Annotated in this window: 22 protein-coding genes; 15 read left to right on the top strand and 7 right to left on the bottom strand. The window is 73.4% G+C overall.

Annotation, left to right across the window (positions count from 1 at the left end):
* Positions 1-74: 74 nt before the first annotated feature.
* Both HS048_RS33770 and HS048_RS33765 read right to left on the bottom strand, forming a co-directional pair.
* Entirely contained in the window at positions 75-1,169 is a 1,095-nt protein-coding gene (locus HS048_RS33770; RefSeq protein ID WP_196469883.1) for an extracellular solute-binding protein, read from the bottom strand.
* A 55-nt stretch (positions 1,170-1,224) separates the two neighbouring features.
* Positions 1,225-1,398, bottom strand: a complete 174-nt coding sequence (locus HS048_RS33765; RefSeq protein WP_307729019.1) for a hypothetical protein — start codon at positions 1,396-1,398, stop codon at positions 1,225-1,227.
* A gap of 160 nt (positions 1,399-1,558) precedes the next feature.
* Between HS048_RS33765 and fdxA the strand changes: the two genes are divergently transcribed.
* From fdxA to HS048_RS33750, 3 genes are all read left to right on the top strand, one after another.
* A complete protein-coding gene (fdxA, locus tag HS048_RS33760; protein WP_068901325.1) occupies positions 1,559-1,885 on the top strand; it encodes a ferredoxin in 327 nt (108 codons plus the stop codon).
* 156 nt (positions 1,886-2,041) lie between these two features.
* Positions 2,042-3,121 carry a succinyldiaminopimelate transaminase gene (gene dapC, locus HS048_RS33755; protein ID WP_196469882.1) on the top strand — a complete coding sequence of 360 codons (1,080 nt, stop codon included), beginning with the start codon at positions 2,042-2,044 and terminating at the stop codon, positions 3,119-3,121.
* Between the two features lie 11 nt (positions 3,122-3,132).
* Positions 3,133-3,834 (top strand): DUF4178 domain-containing protein, encoded by a 702-nt coding sequence (locus tag HS048_RS33750; RefSeq protein WP_068901328.1) that lies wholly within the window; start codon positions 3,133-3,135, stop codon positions 3,832-3,834.
* Here HS048_RS33750 and HS048_RS33745 read toward each other — a convergent pair.
* Positions 3,831-4,652 carry a hypothetical protein gene (locus tag HS048_RS33745; RefSeq protein ID WP_196469881.1) on the bottom strand — a complete coding sequence of 274 codons (822 nt, stop codon included), beginning with the start codon at positions 4,650-4,652 and terminating at the stop codon, positions 3,831-3,833. The genes HS048_RS33750 and HS048_RS33745 overlap by 4 nt on opposite strands.
* Before the next feature lie 90 nt (positions 4,653-4,742).
* Here HS048_RS33745 and dapE point away from each other — a divergent pair, with 90 nt between their 5' ends.
* The 3 genes from dapE (at position 4,743) to HS048_RS33730 (ending at position 7,384) form a co-directional block, all read left to right on the top strand.
* Positions 4,743-5,804, top strand: coding sequence for a succinyl-diaminopimelate desuccinylase (dapE, locus tag HS048_RS33740; protein ID WP_068901332.1), 1,062 nt, complete (start codon positions 4,743-4,745; stop codon positions 5,802-5,804).
* A gap of 188 nt (positions 5,805-5,992) precedes the next feature.
* Positions 5,993-6,787 carry a TIGR00730 family Rossman fold protein gene (locus HS048_RS33735; RefSeq protein ID WP_196469880.1) on the top strand — a complete coding sequence of 265 codons (795 nt, stop codon included), beginning with the start codon at positions 5,993-5,995 and terminating at the stop codon, positions 6,785-6,787.
* Between the two features lie 9 nt (positions 6,788-6,796).
* Positions 6,797-7,384, top strand: coding sequence for a TIGR00730 family Rossman fold protein (locus HS048_RS33730; RefSeq protein ID WP_068901336.1), 588 nt, complete (start codon positions 6,797-6,799; stop codon positions 7,382-7,384).
* Here the strand turns inward: HS048_RS33730 and HS048_RS33725 are convergent.
* Positions 7,361-7,762, bottom strand: coding sequence for a hypothetical protein (locus tag HS048_RS33725; RefSeq protein ID WP_230882429.1), 402 nt, complete (start codon positions 7,760-7,762; stop codon positions 7,361-7,363). The two genes, HS048_RS33730 and HS048_RS33725, sit on opposite strands and share 24 nt — an antisense overlap.
* 84 nt (positions 7,763-7,846) lie before the next feature.
* Here HS048_RS33725 and HS048_RS33720 point away from each other — a divergent pair, with 84 nt between their 5' ends.
* Both HS048_RS33720 and HS048_RS33715 read left to right on the top strand, forming a co-directional pair.
* Entirely contained in the window at positions 7,847-8,497 is a 651-nt protein-coding gene (locus tag HS048_RS33720; protein ID WP_196469879.1) for a hypothetical protein, read from the top strand.
* Positions 8,494-9,039, top strand: a complete 546-nt coding sequence (locus HS048_RS33715) for a DNA-3-methyladenine glycosylase I (protein WP_068901339.1) — start codon at positions 8,494-8,496, stop codon at positions 9,037-9,039. The genes HS048_RS33720 and HS048_RS33715 overlap by 4 nt, the downstream gene beginning before the upstream one ends.
* Before the next feature lie 92 nt (positions 9,040-9,131).
* On the opposite strand, the gene HS048_RS33710 is transcribed toward HS048_RS33715, so the two are convergent.
* The gene (locus HS048_RS33710; RefSeq protein WP_068901341.1) at positions 9,132-9,914 is read right to left on the bottom strand and encodes a PaaX family transcriptional regulator C-terminal domain-containing protein; all 783 of its coding nucleotides are present in this window, start codon (positions 9,912-9,914) and stop codon (positions 9,132-9,134) included.
* Positions 9,915-10,104: 190 nt separating this feature from the next.
* Between HS048_RS33710 and HS048_RS33705 the strand changes: the two genes are divergently transcribed.
* Both HS048_RS33705 and HS048_RS33700 read left to right on the top strand, forming a co-directional pair.
* Positions 10,105-10,272 carry a DUF3117 domain-containing protein gene (locus HS048_RS33705; protein WP_068901342.1) on the top strand — a complete coding sequence of 56 codons (168 nt, stop codon included), beginning with the start codon at positions 10,105-10,107 and terminating at the stop codon, positions 10,270-10,272.
* Between the two features lie 150 nt (positions 10,273-10,422).
* Positions 10,423-11,949 carry a M17 family metallopeptidase gene (locus HS048_RS33700; RefSeq protein ID WP_230882428.1) on the top strand — a complete coding sequence of 509 codons (1,527 nt, stop codon included), beginning with the start codon at positions 10,423-10,425 and terminating at the stop codon, positions 11,947-11,949.
* A 142-nt stretch (positions 11,950-12,091) separates the two neighbouring features.
* Here HS048_RS33700 and HS048_RS33695 read toward each other — a convergent pair whose 3' ends face one another.
* A complete protein-coding gene (locus HS048_RS33695) occupies positions 12,092-12,742 on the bottom strand; it encodes an O-methyltransferase (protein WP_191895319.1) in 651 nt (216 codons plus the stop codon).
* A gap of 171 nt (positions 12,743-12,913) precedes the next feature.
* Here HS048_RS33695 and sigE point away from each other — a divergent pair, with 171 nt between their 5' ends.
* From sigE to HS048_RS33675, 5 genes are all read left to right on the top strand, one after another.
* A complete protein-coding gene (gene sigE / locus HS048_RS33690; RefSeq protein ID WP_068901348.1) occupies positions 12,914-13,546 on the top strand; it encodes an RNA polymerase sigma factor SigE in 633 nt (210 codons plus the stop codon).
* Positions 13,543-13,677 carry a hypothetical protein gene (locus HS048_RS38365; RefSeq protein WP_255529847.1) on the top strand — a complete coding sequence of 45 codons (135 nt, stop codon included), beginning with the start codon at positions 13,543-13,545 and terminating at the stop codon, positions 13,675-13,677. The genes sigE and HS048_RS38365 overlap by 4 nt, the downstream gene beginning before the upstream one ends.
* Positions 13,674-14,222, top strand: coding sequence for an anti-sigma factor (locus HS048_RS33685; protein ID WP_068901350.1), 549 nt, complete (start codon positions 13,674-13,676; stop codon positions 14,220-14,222). The genes HS048_RS38365 and HS048_RS33685 overlap by 4 nt, the downstream gene beginning before the upstream one ends.
* A 262-nt stretch (positions 14,223-14,484) precedes the next feature.
* On the top strand, positions 14,485-16,080 hold the full coding sequence (locus HS048_RS33680) for a S1C family serine protease (RefSeq protein WP_196469877.1): 1,596 nt from the start codon (positions 14,485-14,487) through the stop codon (positions 16,078-16,080).
* 164 nt (positions 16,081-16,244) lie between these two features.
* Entirely contained in the window at positions 16,245-16,619 is a 375-nt protein-coding gene (locus HS048_RS33675; protein WP_191895322.1) for a sec-independent translocase, read from the top strand.
* Positions 16,620-16,760: 141 nt separating this feature from the next.
* On the opposite strand, the gene HS048_RS33670 is transcribed toward HS048_RS33675, so the two are convergent.
* Positions 16,761-17,903, bottom strand: a complete 1,143-nt coding sequence (locus HS048_RS33670) for an Mrp/NBP35 family ATP-binding protein (protein ID WP_068901354.1) — start codon at positions 17,901-17,903, stop codon at positions 16,761-16,763.
* Between the last annotated feature and the right edge of the window lie 59 nt (positions 17,904-17,962).

Genomic DNA, 17,962 nt, shown 5'->3' with positions numbered 1-17,962 from the left:
CCTCTCACCAGTACCCTCCGGACACTTTAGAGCCTCGGACATCCCGCGACGCAGCGGTCACACCGATCCCCCGGTCAACCGGCGTCGCGGTCCCACTCGCGCGTGACCACGGTCTTCGCCGCGTCCGTCTCCGGAACGGTGAGGACCACCGGCCGGGCCTTCGTCGCCGGGAGCCGGGCGGCGAGCTCGGCGTCCAGGGTGCCGTTCATCCGCATGGCCTCCATCCGGACGGGCCGGGCGTACCCCTTCAGGAACAGGTTCTGGCCCCGGTCGGAGAACAGGAACTCCTGCCAGAGCCGGGCCGCGGCGGGGTGCGGCGCGGCGGCGCTGACGGCCTGGACGTGGTAGGAGGCGATCACGGCGTCGCCGGGGATCGCCACCCTCCAGTCGGGCCCGCCCGCCCCCGGCTCCCCGGCGGCCCGCGCGGCGTTGAGGAAGTCCCAGTCCAGCGCGACCGAGGGCGGCCGCCCGTCGGTCACCAGGTTCCCGGCCGCCGCCAGGTCGTCGAAGAACTCCACGCCCCGCTCCGCGTCGGCCCGGCCGCCGCGCAGGGAGGCCGACATCACGGCGCCGAAGGCGGCCGCGTTCCGCCGCGGGTCCCCGGGCAGCCACACGGCGTGGCCCGGCTTGAGGAGGTCGGCGTAGGAGGCCGGGGCCGCGACCCGGCGCGCGTCGTACCCGATGGACATGTAGCCGCCGTAGGCCGCGTACCACTTCCCGGAGTGGTCCTTGAGGTGGTCCGGGAGGTCCTGCCAGCCGCGGACCTTGTAGGGGGCCAGGGAGTCCGCCTCGGCGACCGCCACCTCCAGGCTCAGGTCGAACACGTCGGGCTTGAGGTGCCCGGCCGCCTCGATCGCCCGCCGGCCGCCCGCCCCGGGTTCGAGCTCCTTCACCTCGATGCCGTACTCGTCGGAGAAGGCGTCGATGACCTCGCCGTAGTTCACCCAGTCCCGGGAGAGCCCGACCACGTTGAGCGAGCCCTCCTTCCTGGCCGCCTCGACGAGGCGCTCCATGCTGGTGAAGCCCTCCTCCAGGGAGGCGGCCTGGAGCTTCACCGGAGGCAGCGGCGTGCCCTCGGTGGCCGGCGCGCCGCCGCATCCGGTGATCGCGGCGGCGAGGACCACGGCGGTGGCGATGGCGAATCGGGTGCGTGCAGTCACACCGGGCATACTCTTGGCGGTGATCGCGGCGGTCGAGGAGGCGCGACCGTTCTTGGTGAACGGCTTACGCCCGGCCCGGGACGACTTTGGCCGCAACGAGGGTCCGCTCGTCGATCTCGACCAGGGCTCCGCCGCGCCTGCGCACGCCGAGCACTCCGTCCCGCCAGAATTCCAGCTCGCCGACGGCGTCCCGGAAACCCTCCGGGACCCTTCTCCGGGTCGTTACTCTTTTCCCCACGTCAGCGGGGGTTATGGTGATGCTGAGGCGGGCGCCGAAGCCAGGATTCATCTCGTTTGCCCCCCTCCCGTTTCAGAGTCCCGGTGGGCACGGCAATACTAGGGCGTAGCAACCCGCGGTCGAAGTCGTGCCTAGGTGCGTAAAGAAGAAGGAGCCCGAGGTGACCTACGTCATCGCGCAGCCTTGCGTGGACGTGCTTGACAAGGCGTGCATCGAGGAGTGCCCCGTCGATTGCATCTACGAGGGCGAGCGCATGCTCTACATCCACCCCGACGAGTGTGTGGACTGCGGTGCGTGCGAGCCTGTCTGCCCCGTCGAGGCGATCTTCTACGAGGACGACCTTCCCGAGCAGTGGAAGGACTTCTACAAGGCGAACGTGGACTTCTTCGAAGACCTCGGCTCGCCCGGCGGCGCCTCCAAGGTCGGAAAGATCGAGAAGGACCACCCGGTCGTCGCGGCCCTGCCGCCGCAGGCCGAGGAGCACTAGACGGCCTCGGGCGGGGGCGGCGCGCGCGCGAAGGATCGCCAAGGCCGTCGAAGGCCGTAGCGAAGGACATCGCCGAGGACGCGGCCCCCGCCGACCGGACCCACCGACGACCTTCCCCCGCTCGCCCCGGGCCGGGGCGCGACAGCGGAGAGAACTGTGATCGGGCTGCCTGACTTCCCCTGGGACCGCCTCACGCCGTACAAGGAACTGGCGCTGGAGCATCCCGACGGGATCGTCGACCTGTCGGTGGGCACCCCCGTCGACCCGGTGCCCGACGTCGTACGGCGGGCGCTGGCGGACGCCTCCGACAGCCCCGGCTACCCGCTGACCTATGGCACCGAGCGGCTGCGCGCCGCCGCGGCCGGCTGGCTGCGGCGCAGGCACGGCGTGGCCGTCGACCCGGCGGCCGTGCTGCCGCTGATCGGTTCCAAGGAGTTCGTGGCCTGGCTGCCGACGCTGCTGGGCGTCGGGCCCGGCCAGCGGGTGATCTTCCCCGAGCTGGCCTACCCCACCTACGACGTGGGCGCCCGCCTCGCGGGCGCGGAGCCGTACGCCACGGACGGGCTGGTCGCGCTCGGGCCGGAGCGGGTGCCGCTGGTCTGGGTGAACTCCCCGTCCAACCCCACCGGCCGGGTCCTGCCCGCCGAGCACCTGCGCAAGGTCGTCTCCTGGGCGCGCGAGCACGGCGCGGTCGTCGCCTCCGACGAGTGCTACATCGAGCTGGGCTGGGAGGAGGAGCCGATCTCGATCCTCCACCCGGACGTGTGCGGCGGCTCCCACGAGGGACTGCTCGCGGTGCACTCGCTCTCCAAGCGCTCCAACCTGGCCGGCTACCGCGCGGGTTTCGTCGCCGGCGACCCCGCGCTGGTCAAGCGGCTGCTGGAGGTCCGCAAGCACGCGGGCATGATGGTCCCGGCGCCGGTCCAGGCGGCGATGACCGCGGCGCTGGACGACGACGCGCACGCCGAGGAGCAGCGGACCCGCTACGCGGCCCGGCGGGCGGTGCTCCGCCCCACGCTGGAGGCCGCGGGCTGGCGGATCGAGCACTCCGCCGCCGGGCTCTACCTGTGGGCGTCCGACGGCACCGGCTGCTGGGACCAGGTGCGCGCTCTCGCCGGGAAGGGGATCCTCGTCGCACCGGGGGAGTTCTACGGCACGGCCGGTGAGGGACATGTCCGGATCGCCCTGACGGCGAGCGACGAACGCATCGGTGCGGCGGTGCGCCGCCTCCAGTAGGATCGCGCGGCATGACCCCTGAGGTCGCCGTGATACTCGGCCTGAGCGTGCTGACCGCGGTCCTGCTGCTGGGAGCGTTCTACGCGACCACCCGCCAGGACCGCAGGACGTCCGGGCCCGCGTCGTCCGGCGAGGCGACCACCGCGCCCGCCGGGACGGCCGGGCCGCCGCGGTCCGCGGCCCCGTCTCCTCCGCCGCCCGGACCCGAGGCCTCGGGCCATGTCGGCATCGACTACCCCGACCCCCGCACGATCAAGGTCGGCGACACGATCGACCACCAGGGCGTGCGGGCCCGCGTGCTCGGCGCGATGCACCTGTCGCGGCAGGGCGTGCAGTGGACGGAGTACCTCCTCGACGACGGGACCCGCCACCGCCAGTGGCTCTCGGTCGAGATGCACCCCGGCCAGGCCCCCGGTGACGCACCCCACCTGGAGGTGCTGCTGTGGACGCCGGTTCCGTCCGAGGGGATGGTCCCGGCCAAGTCGATGATCATCGTGGAGGGGGTGGAGTTCTTCCCCGCCGACCGGGGCACCGCGGCGTTCCGCTCGGAGGGCTTCACCGGGATGCCCGACCGGGGGCTGCTCGACTTCGCCGACTACCGCGCCGCCGACGGCCGGCTGCTCTCCTTCGAGCGCGTGCAGGGCGAGGGCTGGAACTCCTCCTACGCCCGGTCGCTGCCGCCCGGGTCGATCACGATCCTGAGCAGGGGCTAGGAGATCCGGACCGCACCCCGGGAGGCGCCGGGGTCGGCCGTCCAGCCCTGCTCCTCGCCGCCCTCCGCGGTCCAGGAACGGCCGTCGTAGCCGATGCGGCGCAGGCCGTACCTCTGGGCGTGGGCGAGGGACCAGGAGGCGATCAGCCAGCCCTGCCTCCGGGAGGCCGCCTTGAGGGTGGTCCCGGCGCCGAGCGTGCGGGCCAGCTCCTTGGTCGCCTTGGCCGGCGCGGGGGCCGGGACGGGCGTCTCGCCGCCCTCCAGGGGGAACCAGCAGTGCAGCGCGCCGGGCGCCCGCCCGGTGAACGCCGCGGCCAGGATCTTCGCGTTCTCCTCGTGCTGGGCGTACAGCGAGCCGTCGGCCGAGCGCTGCACCTCCTGGGCGGCCTCGTGCAGCGGGATCTTCCGGTAGTCCTTCACCTTGACCAGCCCCGCGAAGAACCTGCCGGCGGTGTAGACCGGGTCGAGCAGCTGCTCGGGAGTGCCCCAGCCCTGCGAGGGCCGCTGCTGGAACACGCCCACGGAGTCGCGGTCGCCGAACGGCAGGTTGTACAGCTTGGACTCCTGGATGCCCGTGGCGTAGGCGATCACGACGGCCCGCTCGGGCAGCTTGCGGCGGTGGGCCACGCCGGCGATGGCCGCGGCCACCTGGGCCTGCTCGATCTCCAGGTCGAGGGTGCCCCCGGCGGCGGTGACCCGGCAGCCCTCGTCCGTCGAGGGCCGGTCGAGCAACGCGAACAGGCCCACGGTGATGGCCACCGCGAGCACGGCTACGATCGCGATGATCGCGATGACACCTGGGGAGAACCGCCGTCGCACGGTGAAGAACCTACCGGGCGCCGGACCGGTCCGCGGCCCGCCGGAGGACGGGGCGGGACGGCGGCGCCGGGCGGTTGTAGGGTCGCCTGCATGGACACGCGGCTGGACCTCACCCAGGACGTCGGCGCGCTCACCGCGCGGATCGTGGACGTCGAGTCGGTGAGCGGGAACGAGAAGGCGCTCGCCGACGCGGTGGAGGAGGCGCTGCGCGCCCTGCCGCACCTGCGGGTGGAGCGCGACGGCGACTCGGTCGTGGCCCGCACCGAGCTCGGCCGGGGCGAGCGGGTGGTGATCGCCGGGCACATCGACACGGTCCCGGTGGCGGACAACCTGCCCAGCCGGGTCGAGGGCGACCTGCTGTACGGCTGCGGCACGTCCGACATGAAGAGCGGCGTCGCGGTCGCCCTGAAGCTGGCCGCCGCGCTGGAGGCGCCGAACCGGGACGTGACCTACGTCTTCTACGACTGCGAGGAGATCGAGGCCGAGCGCAACGGGCTGCTCCGGCTCAGCCGGAACCACCCCGGCTGGCTCGCCGGGGACTTCGCGGTGCTGATGGAGCCCACCGACGGGGTGATCGAGGGCGGTTGCCAGGGCACCCTGCGGGCGCAGGTCGTCACCCGGGGCAAGCGGGCGCACAGCGCCAGGTCCTGGCTGGGCGTCAACGCGATCCACGCCGCCGGGCCCGTGCTGGACGTCCTGAACGCCTACCGGGCCAGGACGCCGGTCGTGGACGGGCTGGAGTACCACGAGGGCCTGAACGCGGTCGGCGTCACCGGCGGCGTCGCGGGCAACGTGATCCCCGACGAGTGCGTGGTGACGGTCAACTACCGCTTCGCCCCCGACCTGTCGCTGGAGGAGGCGCGCGAGCACGTGCGCGAGGTGTTCGACGGGTTCGAGCTCCGCTTCACCGACGGCGCCCCGGCCGCGAGGCCCGGCCTGAACCACCCGGTGGCGGCGGCGTTCGTGACGGCGGTCGGCGGCGTGCCGAGGGCCAAGCTCGGCTGGACGGACGTCTCGCTCTTCTCCGGCCTGGGCGTCCCGGCCGTCAACTACGGCCCCGGCGACCCGAACCTGGCCCACCAGCGCGGGGAGTTCGCCTCACTGTCCAAGATCGCCGAAGCCGAGCGGCACCTGCTCTCCTGGCTCTCCTGAGCTCCGGGGGCGGAGGACCCGCCGTGAAAACGAGAAAGTGGCTTTCCTCGCCGGCCATTTGGCGGGGAAAGCCACTTTCAGTCCCGAGCAGCACCCTCGCCGGTTAGACGCGGGCTCGTCGAAATCCGGTTCCGTGTTTTCGCGGAGAATTTTCAAGATTTTTCCCGGAGCGGCGCTAGCGTGATCGCATGAAGAAGACACGTCCCGAGCGCCGTCAGGGATCCGCGGTCGTCCGCGGCGGCCTCGTCCCCGACTCCACCTACGACCAGCGGCTTCTCGATCGGAGAGGGCCGGCCGACTGGCTGCACATGGACCCCTGGCGGGTGCTGCGCATCCAGGCGGAGTTCGTCGAGGGGTTCGGTCAACTGGCCGAACTGCCCCAGGCGGTGACCGTCTTCGGCTCGGCCCGCACGCCTGCGGGCACGCCCGAGTACGACCTGGGAGTGGAGATCGGCCGCCTGCTCGCCGAGGAGGGCTACGCCGTCATCACCGGTGGCGGACCCGGCTGCATGGAGGCGGCGAACAAGGGCGCGGTCGAGGCGGGCGGGATCTCGGTCGGCCTCGGCATCGAGCTCCCCTTCGAGCAGAGCATGAACGAGTACGTCGATCTCGGGATCGAGTTCCGTTACTTCTTCGTCCGCAAGACGATGTTCGTGAAGTACGCCTGCGGATTCGTCGCGCTGCCGGGCGGCTTCGGCACGCTGGACGAGCTGTTCGAGGCGCTGACGCTCGTGCAGACGCGCAAGGTCACCTCCTTCCCGGTGGTGCTGCTGGGCACGGAGTTCTGGGGCGGGCTGCTCGACTGGATCAGGACCACGCTCGTGTCCACGGGGAAGATCTCCCCGGCCGACGTCGACCTGATCCAGGTCACCGACGACCCGGCCGAGGCCGTACGGATCATCGCCGAGGCGGACGCGGGCAGGTCGGAGCAGCTGGAGAAGGAGCAGGAGGCGGCGGAGGGCACGGTGGCCGCCGCGGAATAAGGTTGTCCGGTGTTCATCTGCGTGTTCCTGGCCTCGAGCCAGAGGATCGATCCCAAGTACCTGCGGCTGGCGGAGGAGGTGGGAGCCGAGCTCGCCAGACGCGGGCACACGCTGGTCAGCGGCGGGGCGCGGGTGTCGTGCATGGGCGCGGTGGCCCGCGCGGTCCGCGCGGGCGGCGGCCACACGGTGGGGGTGATCCCGCAGGCCCTGGTGGACATCGAGGTGGCCGACACCGACTCCGACGAGCTGATCGTCACCGCCGACATGCGCGAGCGCAAGGGGGCGATGGACGCCCGCTCCGACGCCTTCCTCGTGCTCCCCGGCGGCATCGGCACGCTGGAGGAGCTCTTCGAGATCTGGACCGCGCGGACGCTGGGGCTGCACGACAAGCCGCTGGTCCTGCTGGATCCGTGGGGCCTCTACGCGCCGCTGAAGGCGCTGGTGGGGGGCATGCACGAGGAGGGCTTCACCCGGGCCGGCGTCTTCGACGCGATCTCCTGGACCACCACGGTCGAGGAGGCGTTCGAGCTTCTGGAGAAACCGGCCGGGCGTCTGGCGCCGAGCCTCGACGAACTAGGCGAGGCCACGGCGGGCTAGCGCGGGCGGCCGCCTCCCGGCCAGGGACTCGGTCATCGCGACCGCGAGCCGTACCTGGTCCGGGCGGGCGGTGCGGAAGACCCGGGCGCCCAGCCAGGCGCAGACCGCGGCGGCGGCGAGCTCGGCGGCCTCGTCGTCCCCGGCCTTCTCGGAGGCCGCCGCGTCCGCCATGCCTGTCGCGTTCGCCGTGCCCGCCGGGGCCTCGGCGGGCCCCGCCGCCCGTTTGGAGATCCGTGCCGAGGACCGGGCCAGCTCCGACGGCGTGACGACGACGGTGCGCCCGGCCCGGACGAGGCGCTCGACCTCGTCGATCGAGTGGGCCTCGACCCAGTCGGGCCCGGCCTCCGCGTCCGCTCCGACCACCAGGGGATCTGCCATGCGGCGATCATAGGTCCTGGCCCCGAGATCTTCCGGATGCGCGGGACGGAACCCGGAGGAAGGGAGTTGTGGCACGATTCGTATGTGCTGGTCGTACTCGTTCTCGCTGCCCTGGCCGTTCTCGCCGGCGTGGTGCTGGTCGCCACGGGGAGGGGCGGTGAGCTCAAGGAGTTCGCCCCCGACGTGCCCCCGCTCGCCCTGCCCGCCGCCGGGCAGCTCACCGCGGTGGACTTCATGGCCCTGCAACTGCCGGTGAGCCTGGTCGGCTACCACACGCAGAGCGTGGACGAGACGCTGCAGCGCGCCGCGACCGCACTGAGCGAGCGGGACACCAGGATCGCGGTGCTGGAGCAGCGGGTGTCGGAACTGCTGGCGAGCAGGCTCCAGGCGCGGCAGGAGATGCACGCCGGTCCGGCGTACGGGCCGGTCACCGAGCACCGGCCCGGCGCCCCCCGCGAGGATCTCGCCGAGTCGCGCGAAGACGCCGCCCCCGTTCCCGCCTCCCTCGGCGACCTCGACGACCTCGAGGAGCCGGAGGAGCCCGGCGGCCAGGAGGACCCCGGTGACCCGGAGGAGCCGGAGGGCGCCGGAGCCCGGAGGGGAGCGGAGGGCGCCGGATCCGAGGAGGCGGCCGAGAAGGGCCCGCGGGACGATCCGGCGGGGCCGGACGGGGAGCCCGGCGCCGCCTCCGCGCGGCGGGCGGGCGGGCCCGCGGACGAGGAGGGGCGCGGGTGACCGCGCTCGTCCGGTGCGGGTGGGTGAGCTCCGCCCCCGAGTACATCGCCTACCACGACGAGGAGTGGGGCCGCCCGGTCGAGGGCGACGACCGGGTGTTCGAGCGGCTCACCCTGGAGGCGTTCCAGTCGGGCCTGTCGTGGATCACGATCCTGCGCAAGAGGGAGAACTTCCGGAGCGCGTTCGCGGGCTTCTCCATCCCCGCCGTGGCCGCGTTCGGCCAGGACGACGTGGACCGCCTCCTGGCCGACCCGGGCATCGTCCGCAACCGGGCCAAGATCGAGGCGGCGATCTCCAACGCGCGGGCCGCGCTCGGCGTCGGCCTGTCCGACCTCGTCTGGCGCCACGCCGATCCCGGTTCCCCGGCGCCCGCGACCGGCGCGGACGTGCCCGCCCTGACGCCGGGCTCGGTGGCGCTGGCCAAGGAGCTGAAGAAGAACGGCTTCCGCTTCGTCGGCCCCACCACCGCCTACGCGCTGATGCAGGCCATCGGCCTGGTCAACGACCACGTCGCCGACTGCTGGGTCCGGGACCGGGTCTAGCGGCCCGCCGGTCGGCTCCGGGCCCGCCGGTCCGCCCGGCTCCGGGCCCGCGGGCCGGCTCCGGGTCCGGAGCCGGGCGGACCCGGATCCCCTCACGGCTCGGTGAGATGGCGGTCCACGAACGCGGAGGCCGCCGGGAGCAGGCGCGCGGCCTCCCGCTCGAAGTAGGCCCTGGCCTTGTCCCCGGGCCAGCCGCCCGGCAGCAGCTCGGCGGGGAGGCCCGGGTCGCGGAAGAGGAAGTTGCGCCAGCCGTGCAGCAGCCTGCTCCGGACGGCGAAGACCCGGTCGTCGTCGGCGTCGTCCGGCAGCGAGTCGACCAGCTCCACCGCCCGGGCCAGCCACTCCTCGTAGGCCGCCGCGATGGCGTCCAGGTCCCAGGTGCGGGCGACGAGCGCCCGGGGGTCGCCGTCGAGCACCGCTTCGAAGCGCTCGGCGTGGATCTCCTCGCCCGCGAGCAGCGGGTCGAGCTCGGGCGAGGGGTGCGGGCCGATCCAGGTGCCCTCCGTCAGCGGCGCGTAGCCGAGGAAGGACAGGTCGGCCCTGAGCCGCTCCCGGCGGGGCCGCTCGCGCACGGGTTCGATCACGAGCAGGTGCCACCGGCCCGACCAGGTGACGGCCCCGGCCCGATAGATCCGCAGCGCGGCCTCGTCGAGCCGCCGCACGCATTTCGGGGTGACCTCGTATCCGGGGCCCTGAGGCAGCCGGGCGGGTGCGAGCCAGCCCTGCCGGACCATGCGCGAGATGGCGGTGCGCACGGCCGGGGCCGCGATCTCCAACGGGGCGAGCAGGCGGACGAGGGCGGCGACGGACGCGCGGCCGCCCCGGGAGCGCAGGTGGTCACCGTACAGGTCGAAGAGTGCGGCGCGGGCGTTCACAGGGACCAGTTTGGTCGGCGCAGGGGTCCCGGACAACGGTATCGGGCCTCCGGTGGAACCGGCCTGGAACCTGATCGTTCCCATTCCGAGCGTGGAGGCGGGATAATAGGACATCACAGAAGACGTGAATGCGTCGGCCACCCTCGGGTCAGTCGGAGATCCGGAGCCCGAAGCAGGAAGGGATACACGCATGGCGGCGATGAAGCCGAGGACCGGTGATGGTCCGCTGGAGGTCGTCAAGGAAGGCAGGGGGATCGTCATGCGGGTTCCCCTGGAGGGTGGCGGCCGGCTCGTCGTCGAGCTCTCCGCGGACGAGGCCGGCGCCCTGGGTGAGGAGCTGAAGAAGGTCGTCGGCTGACACCGGCCCGATGACACGGTCCGACGACACGGCCCTGGCCGCAGGGCCGCCCCCGCGGCGGCTCGCGCCAGGGCCGCGGCGTTCCGCCCCGGTCCCGCACCGGAGTCGCCGAGGCCCCGTGCCGAGGCCGGGGCCTGCACGATGGAAGGAATGAGCGACGTGCCCCTGGAGACCTCGATCAGTACGGCCGCACGGCCGCCGGAGGACGCCGCGCTGCTCGCGGTGCCCTTCGCGGCGGATCTCGACCCGCCGGTCGGGCTGCCCGTGCCCGCCGCCGCGCTGCTGGCCTGCTACGAGGCCAAGGGCGAGGCCGGGGAGATCGTCGAGGTGCCGGTGGCCCGGGGCGAGGCCGTCGGCCGGATCCTGCTATACGGGATCGGCGACGGCTCGGCCGACGCGCTGCGCAAGGCGGGCGCGGCGGTGACCCGCCGGGGCAGGGGCCGCGAGGAGATCGCCGTCGTGCCGCCGCCCGGGGCGTCCGCCGCAGCGGTGGCCGCGTTCACGGAGGGCGCGCTGCTGGCCGCCTACACCTTCCGGATCGGCGAGACCGCCCCCTCGTCCCGGCCGGTGGCCTCGATCCGGCTCGTCACCGGAACCCCCGGGGACGACGGGGGGACCGGCGACGCGACGGAGACCGGGGAGACCGGCACCGGCGACGCGAGGGAGACCGGGGAGACCGGGACCGCGGCCGTCGAGTCCGGGATCGCCAGGGGCAGGGCCGTGGCCGGCGCGGTCGCGCTCGCCAGGGACCTGGCCAACACCCCGGCCTCGGTGAAGACCCCCGCCTGGCTCGCCGAGCGCGCCGCGGAGCAGGGCGTCGCCACCAGGATCTGGGACGAGCGGGAGCTGCGGGCCGGCGGGTTCGGCGGCATCCTCGCCGTCGGCCAGGGCTCGGTGAGCCCGCCGCGGCTCATCCAGCTCTCCTACGAGCCGGAGGGCGAGGCCACCGGGCACGTGGTCCTCGTCGGCAAGGGCATCACCTACGACACCGGCGGCCTCTCGCTCAAGCCCACCGAGGGCATGAAGTTCATGAAGACCGACATGGCGGGCGGCGCGGTCGTCATCGCCGTCCTGGGCGCGCTGGCCGCCCTCGGCGCGCGGGTCCGCGTCACCGGCCTGGTCGCCGCGGCGGAGAACTCCTTCTCCGGTACGGCGCAGCGCCCCAGCGACGTGATCACGCAGTACGGCGGGCGGACCGTCGAGGTGCTCAACACCGACGCCGAGGGCCGGCTGGTGATGGCCGACGCGCTGGCCTACGCCGACGCCGAGCTGGACCCGGACGTCATGGTGGACATCGCCACGCTGACCGGGGCGATCGGCATCGCCCTGGGCAAGGGCCTGGGGGCGCTCTTCGCCTCCGACGACGGGCTGGCCGCGGAGCTGGCCGGGGCGGGGGAGGCCAGCGGAGAGCGGCTCTGGCGGATGCCGCTGATCGACGACTACGTCCCGGCGCTGGAGTCCTCCGTGGCCGACCTGGCCAACATCGAGGTCGGGTCCGCCTACGGCGCGGGCTCGATCACCGCGGCGCTGTTCCTGCGCGAGTTCACCGGCGGGCGGCCGTGGGCGCACCTGGACATCGCGGGCGTCGGCCGCAGCACGGTGGACGAGGGCCTGTCCGCCAAGGGGGCGACCGGCTTCGGCGTCCGCCTGCTGCTGGAGTGGCTGTCCGGCCGTTGAACCCGGGGCGGCGCGAGAAAACCGCCGGGGATTCCGCCCCGGCGGAGTCGCACACCCGGGGACTCGGCCGTCCGGTGGAGCCGCCGGGGCGCGGCCGCCGTCCTCGGCGCCGTGGCCTGCCGGGACTCGGCCGGCCGCCGGGTCAGCCGGCGAGCTTGACCGCGGCGAGGATGCCGCCCCCGAGCGGGAGCAGCAGGGGGCGGAGCCGCTCGTCGGAGCGGACCAGCTTGCCCAGCTCGCGGACGGCGACGGTGTCCGGGTCGCGCCGGGCGGGGTCGGCGACCCGGTGGTGCCAGAGGGCGTTGTCGAAGACGACGACGCCGCCCGTGCGCAGCAGCCGGACGGACTCGGCCAGGTAGTCGCCGTACTCCTGCATGGCGCCGTCACAGAAGACCATGTCGTAGCCGCCGTCGGACAGGCGCGGCAGCACGTCCAGGGCCCGGCCGGTGATCAGCCGGACGCGGCCGCCGGAGAAGCCCGCCTGGGCGAAGCTCTGCCGGGCCAGGCGCTGGAGCTCGGGCTCCACGTCCACGCTGGTGAGCGTGCCGTCGGGGCGCATGCCGCGGAGCAGCCACAGGCCGGACACCCCGCAGCCGGTGCCGATCTCCACCACGGCGCGGGCGTTGACGGCGCTGGCGAGGAAGCAGAGGGCGGCGCCGCCGCTGGGCGAGGTCGGGGAGATCCCCACCTCCAGGCTCCGCTGCCGGGCGAGGCGGAGGATCTCGTCCTCGGGGTGGAAGTCCTCGGCATAGGCCAGAGTGGCCTCCAACGGACTTGTCGGCGTCTCTGCCATCGGCCTCTCCTCCCGCTCTCTCGTGCACAGTCGCATGGGCGCTGGGTCGCAGCCTAAGGGAGGAGGCCCGGATCGGGAACTCATGCCCCGGGCGGGACGTTGCATGGATTAAAGCGGCGTTTGCCGGTCCTGTGGGTAGTGAGCGCGCACGAAGGGACGAAACCAGGCACTATGGCGATAGCGGTGGTCCCGAAGAGAGGGGTGCTGGTGGACGAGCCCGACCACCAGGTGGATGCTCCCGTGTCCGACTGGAAGCCTCCCACCTGGGACGAGGTCGTCCGGACCCACTCGGCGCGCGTCTACCGGCTGGCCTACCGGCTGACCGGGAACGTCCACGACGCCGAGGACCTGACCCAGGAGGTGTTCGTCCGGGTCTTCAGGTCCCTGTCGAACTACACGCCCGGCACCTTCGAGGGCTGGCTGCACCGCATCACCACCAACCTGTTCCTCGACATGGCGCGGCGCAAGCAGCGGATCAGGTTCGAGGGGTTCGCCGACGACGCGGCCGAGCGGCTGCGCGGGCGCGAGCCGTCCCCCGCCCAGGTGTACGACGACACCCACCTGGACGCCGACATCCAGGCGGCGCTGGACGCGCTGGCCCCCGAGTTCCGCGCCGCCGTCGTGCTGTGCGACATCGAGGGGCTCTCCTACGAGGAGATCGCCGCGACGCTCGGCGTGAAGCTCGGCACCGTCCGCAGCCGCATCCATCGCGGCCGGGCGCAGTTGCGAGACGCGCTGGAGCACCGCGCGCCCCGCAGCGAGCCATCCCCCCCGACCATCACCCGCGGGGAGGAGTTCGCATGACAGACCACAGGCATTCGAAGCGACGGACCGGGACCGAGGGCGAAAGCGTGCACGCGAGACGAGGACCCGGACCGGACCCGATCACCAAGGGCGACTGCCACGACGAGCCGCTCGGCAAGGAGTCGGCATGAGTCATCTCGGAGAACGCGTTTCCGCGCTCGTCGACGGCGAGCTGAACCACCATGAGCGCGACCGCGCCCTGTCACACCTGGCCTTCTGCGCCGACTGCCGCGCCGAGGTCGACGCCGTGCGAGCGCTGAAGAGCCGGCTGCGGTCCCTGGACGGGCCGTCGATGCCGATGGACCTGACCGTCTCGCTGCTGCGGATGGCCGAGCCCGGCGGCCCGCTGCCGCCGCGGGAGCGGCCCTTCCCCGCCCCCCGGACCTTCGGGGGGGCGCCGATCCCGAGCATGCACAGCATCGCGCCGCCGGACAACCGGCCGCGCGGCCGGGCCGGCGGAGCCCGGCGGTCGCGCCGGGCGGGTTACGTGGCCGTGGGGTTCGCCTCCGCGGCGGTGGCGCTCGGCACGTTGTTCGTCGTCGGGGGCGCCGAGTCCAACCCGCGTGTGCCGCCGGTCGACATGTTCGCCAACCAGCCCGGGAGCCCCGCGAACACGGTGCACCGCGGCGGTACGGCGACGCCCGTCCCCTCGCTGACGCCGTCGCCCGCCAGGTGATCCGCCCGCCCGTCACCGGGCCCCCGGAGGCGTCCCGCCCCCGGAGCCGGTGGCGGGCGGCCGTGTTTCCGGGTTTCCGAGGTCCCGCCGGGCGGGGTGCCGGGGTCGCGGCTCGTGCACGGCGAGTCTCCGGGATACTGGTATCCGAGGCATCCGGACGGGCAAACCGCGCTTTATGTCTCTCGTATGCAGCTCCGGGGAAGATTGCCTGGCTGCCGCCGGCGAGCGGCCTCATACGAGGCTAAGGAGTAGTGAGTATCCGATGACGACCGACGATCCCCGCACCCACGAGGCGCACGATGCCGAGGGACGTGCGCCGTCGGACTTCAGCGGCGGGCGGGGCCCGGCTCCGGAGTCCTCGCGGCCCGACTTCCTGCCCGCAGGCGAGACCACGGGCCTCCACGGCGGCGGGCGGCCGGGCGACGAGGGGTGGAGCCAGCTGGGGCAGCCGCCGGCGCCGGGCGGGTGGAGCCGCGAGCAGCCGGCGGCCCCGGTCGCGCAGCAGCGCCAGGACGGCTGGGTGGACGCGCCGGAGGAGAGCGGCTGGGGCGACCCCTCGGGCCGCCCGCGCCCGGAGCCCGCGGTCGCGGGCCCGCCGTACGGACAGGCTTCCGGCCACACGGCGGTCCTGACGGCTCCGCCGCCCCCGCCTCCGCAGGCGTTCGGCATGGGGCCCGGCTGGGCCCCGCCTCCGCCGCCCGGCGGCCCTGCGGGCGCCACGGCGGCCGCCGGGCAGCGCGGGCCGGGCACGAGGACGCTCGTCGCCCTCGCGGTGGTGATCGCGCTGCTCGCCTCGACGCTCGGCAGCGTCGGCACCTACCTCCTCACCCGGCCGAGCGGCTCGGGCGTGGACCCGTCCTACCGGATCCCCGCGGCCTCCGGCGGTTCCACCGCCCGGCCGCCGGAGTCGGTCGCGGGCGTGGCCTCCAAGGTGCTGCCCAGCGTGGTCTCCCTGGCCGTCGAGGCCGGCGGGGGCGCGGGCACCGGCTCGGGCTTCCTGATCAAGGGCGGCTACGTGGTGACCAACAACCACGTCGTCGCGGCCGCGGCGACCGGCGGGCAGATCCAGATCCAGTTCAACAACCGCAAGTCCACCGCGGCCAGGATCGTCGGCCGCGACCCCGAGTCCGACCTGGCCGTGGTCAAGCCGGACGACACCTTCGGCATGCCGGAGATCACCCTCGGCGACTCCGACAACGTGGTGGTGGGCGACCCGGTCATCGCGATCGGCTCCCCCCTCGGCCTGACCGGCACGGTCACCACCGGCATCGTCAGCTCGCTCAACCGGCCGGTCCAGGCGGGGGAGGAGAACAGCTCCGACACCACCTGGTTCAGCGCGATCCAGACCGACGCCGCCATCAACCCCGGCAACTCCGGGGGCCCGCTGGTCAACGCGCGCGGCGAGGTGATCGGCGTCAACTCGGCGATCGCCACCCTCGGCAGGCAGGTCGGCGGTCAGAGCGGCAGCATCGGCCTGGGCTTCGCGATCCCGGTCAACCACGCCCGCCGGGTCGCCGAGGAGCTGGTCACCACCGGCTCCGCGAGCAAGTCGCGGATCGGCGTGCTCATCGACCAGGCCTACCAGGGCACCGGGGTGCGGATCAGGAGCGAGGCGCAGGACGGCCAGGCGCCGGTCTCGCCCGGAGGGGCGGCGGACAAGGCGGGCCTCAAGCCCGGCGACGTCATCCTGGAGGTCAACGGCCTCACGTTGCAGGACGGTAACGAGCTGATCGCGCTGGTCCGGGGCAGGGCTCCCGGTGACAGGCTGGAGGTCAAGTTCCAGCGGGGCGGGCAGGAGAAGACGACCACCGTGATCGTGCAGGCCGATCGCGCCACGCCCACGCCACGGCCTTCCTGACCAGCGCTCCGCGGGAGCGTCCGCGCGGTCGGGGGCATTAGTCTGGAAGCGCTCCGGGACCCGTCCCGGAGCGCTGACCTTGAAGGGGAGGTCCGGTGAACCCGCGCTCGAGAAGGGCCGCATCCGCCGGGCACTCCCTCGCGCTGAGCCGCTAGGAGATCGCCGTGTTCGGACTCGGGTGGTTTGAGGTCGCGGCACTGGTGGTCATCGCCCTGCTCGTCTTCGGGCCGGAGAAGCTCCCCCAGGCCGCCGCGCAGGCGGGCCGGACGCTGCGCAACCTGCGGCGGATGGCCAACAACGCCAAGGACGACCTCCGGGTGGGGCTGGGGCCGGAGTTCGCCGACTTCGACCCGGCGGACCTCAACCCGAAGAACTTCGTCCGCAAGCACCTGACGGCCGACCTCGAGGACGACTGGAACGGTGCCGCCTCCGCCGCGGCGCTCGCCACGCCCGCCTACGCCCCGTCGTCGTACGCGGCCGAGGCGGCCGAGGAGCTCGGTTACGGCGAGATCCCGCCGTACGACTCCGAGGCCACCTGAGGCACGGCACAGGCCGCGGCCACAGGAGGACACGGAAAGCGAAAAGGAGGCGTCCCCGGTGGGGACGCCTCCTTTTCCCGTGCCGCGCTCTGCCCGTGCAGTGCCTCCGCGGATGCGGACCGCGGACCGGCGGACGCCCGCTCAGCGGCCCCGGGTGGGGGAGATGCCGAGCTGGAGGCCCTTGAGGCTGGTGGACTTCTTGCTCAGACCCGCGGCGATGCGGTGCAGTTCGGCCGCGGCGGGAGCGTCCGGGTCGGTGAGCACGAGAGGCTTGCCCTCGTCGCCGCCCTCGCGCAGCCGCATGTCGATCGGGACCTGGCCGAGCAGCGGCACCCGGGCGCCGAGCGTGCGGGTCAGCGCGTCGGCCACGGACTGGCCGCCGCCCTCGCCGAAGACCGAGATCCGCTCGTCGCAGTGGGGGCACGGCAGCCAGGACATGTTCTCGATGACGCCGGCGATCTGCTGGTGGGTCTGCGCGGCGATCGACCCGGCCCGCTCGGCCACCTCGGCGGCCGCCTGCTGCGGGGTGGTCACCACGAGGATCTCGGCGGACGGCATGCGCTGCGCCACCGAGATCGCGATGTCGCCGGTGCCCGGCGGCAGGTCCATCAGCAGGACGTCGAGGTCGCCCCAGTAGACGTCGGCGAGGAACTGGTGCAGCGCCCGGTCCAGCATCGGCCCGCGCCACACCACCGGGGTGTTGCCCTCCGGCTTGAACATGCCGACCGAGATGACCTTGATGTCATGCGCCACCGGAGGCATGATCATGTCCTCGACCTTGGTGGGCCGCTCGGAGACGCCCAGCATGCGGGGCACGCTGTGGCCGTAGATGTCGGCGTCCACCACGCCGACCTTGAGCCCGTTGGAGGCCATGGCGGCGGCGAGGTTCACCGTGACGGAGGACTTGCCGACGCCGCCCTTGCCGGAGGCGACGGCGAAGACGCGGGTCAGAGAACCGGGCTTGGCGAAGGGGATCTCCTTCTCCGGTCCCCGGTCGCCGCGCAGCTTGGTCTGCAGCTCCTTGCGCTGCTCGGCGCTCATGACGTCCATCTCGACCTGGACGCCGGTCACCCCGTCGACGCGCGAGACCGCGGCGGTGACGTCGCGGGTGATGGTGTCCTTCATGGGGCAGCCCGACACCGTGAGGAAGATGCCGACGCGCACCACCCCTTCGGGGGAGATGTCGACGCTCTTGACCATGTCGAGCTCGGTGATCGGCCGACGGATCTCAGGGTCGTTGACGGTCGCGAGAGCGGCCGTCACGAGTTCCGGGGTAGGTGCCATCGAAGTGTGGGCACGAGACCGCCACCGGTGAGGGCGACGGGGGATGCCGTCCCTCCTTG

Origin of the sequence: Planomonospora sp. ID91781 (genome assembly GCF_015711595.1) — a bacterium.
Lineage (GTDB): Bacteria > Actinomycetota > Actinomycetes > Streptosporangiales > Streptosporangiaceae > Planomonospora > Planomonospora parontospora.
The sequence above is the reverse complement of the archived record's forward strand: the minus strand, read 5'-3'. Positions and strand labels throughout refer to the sequence as shown.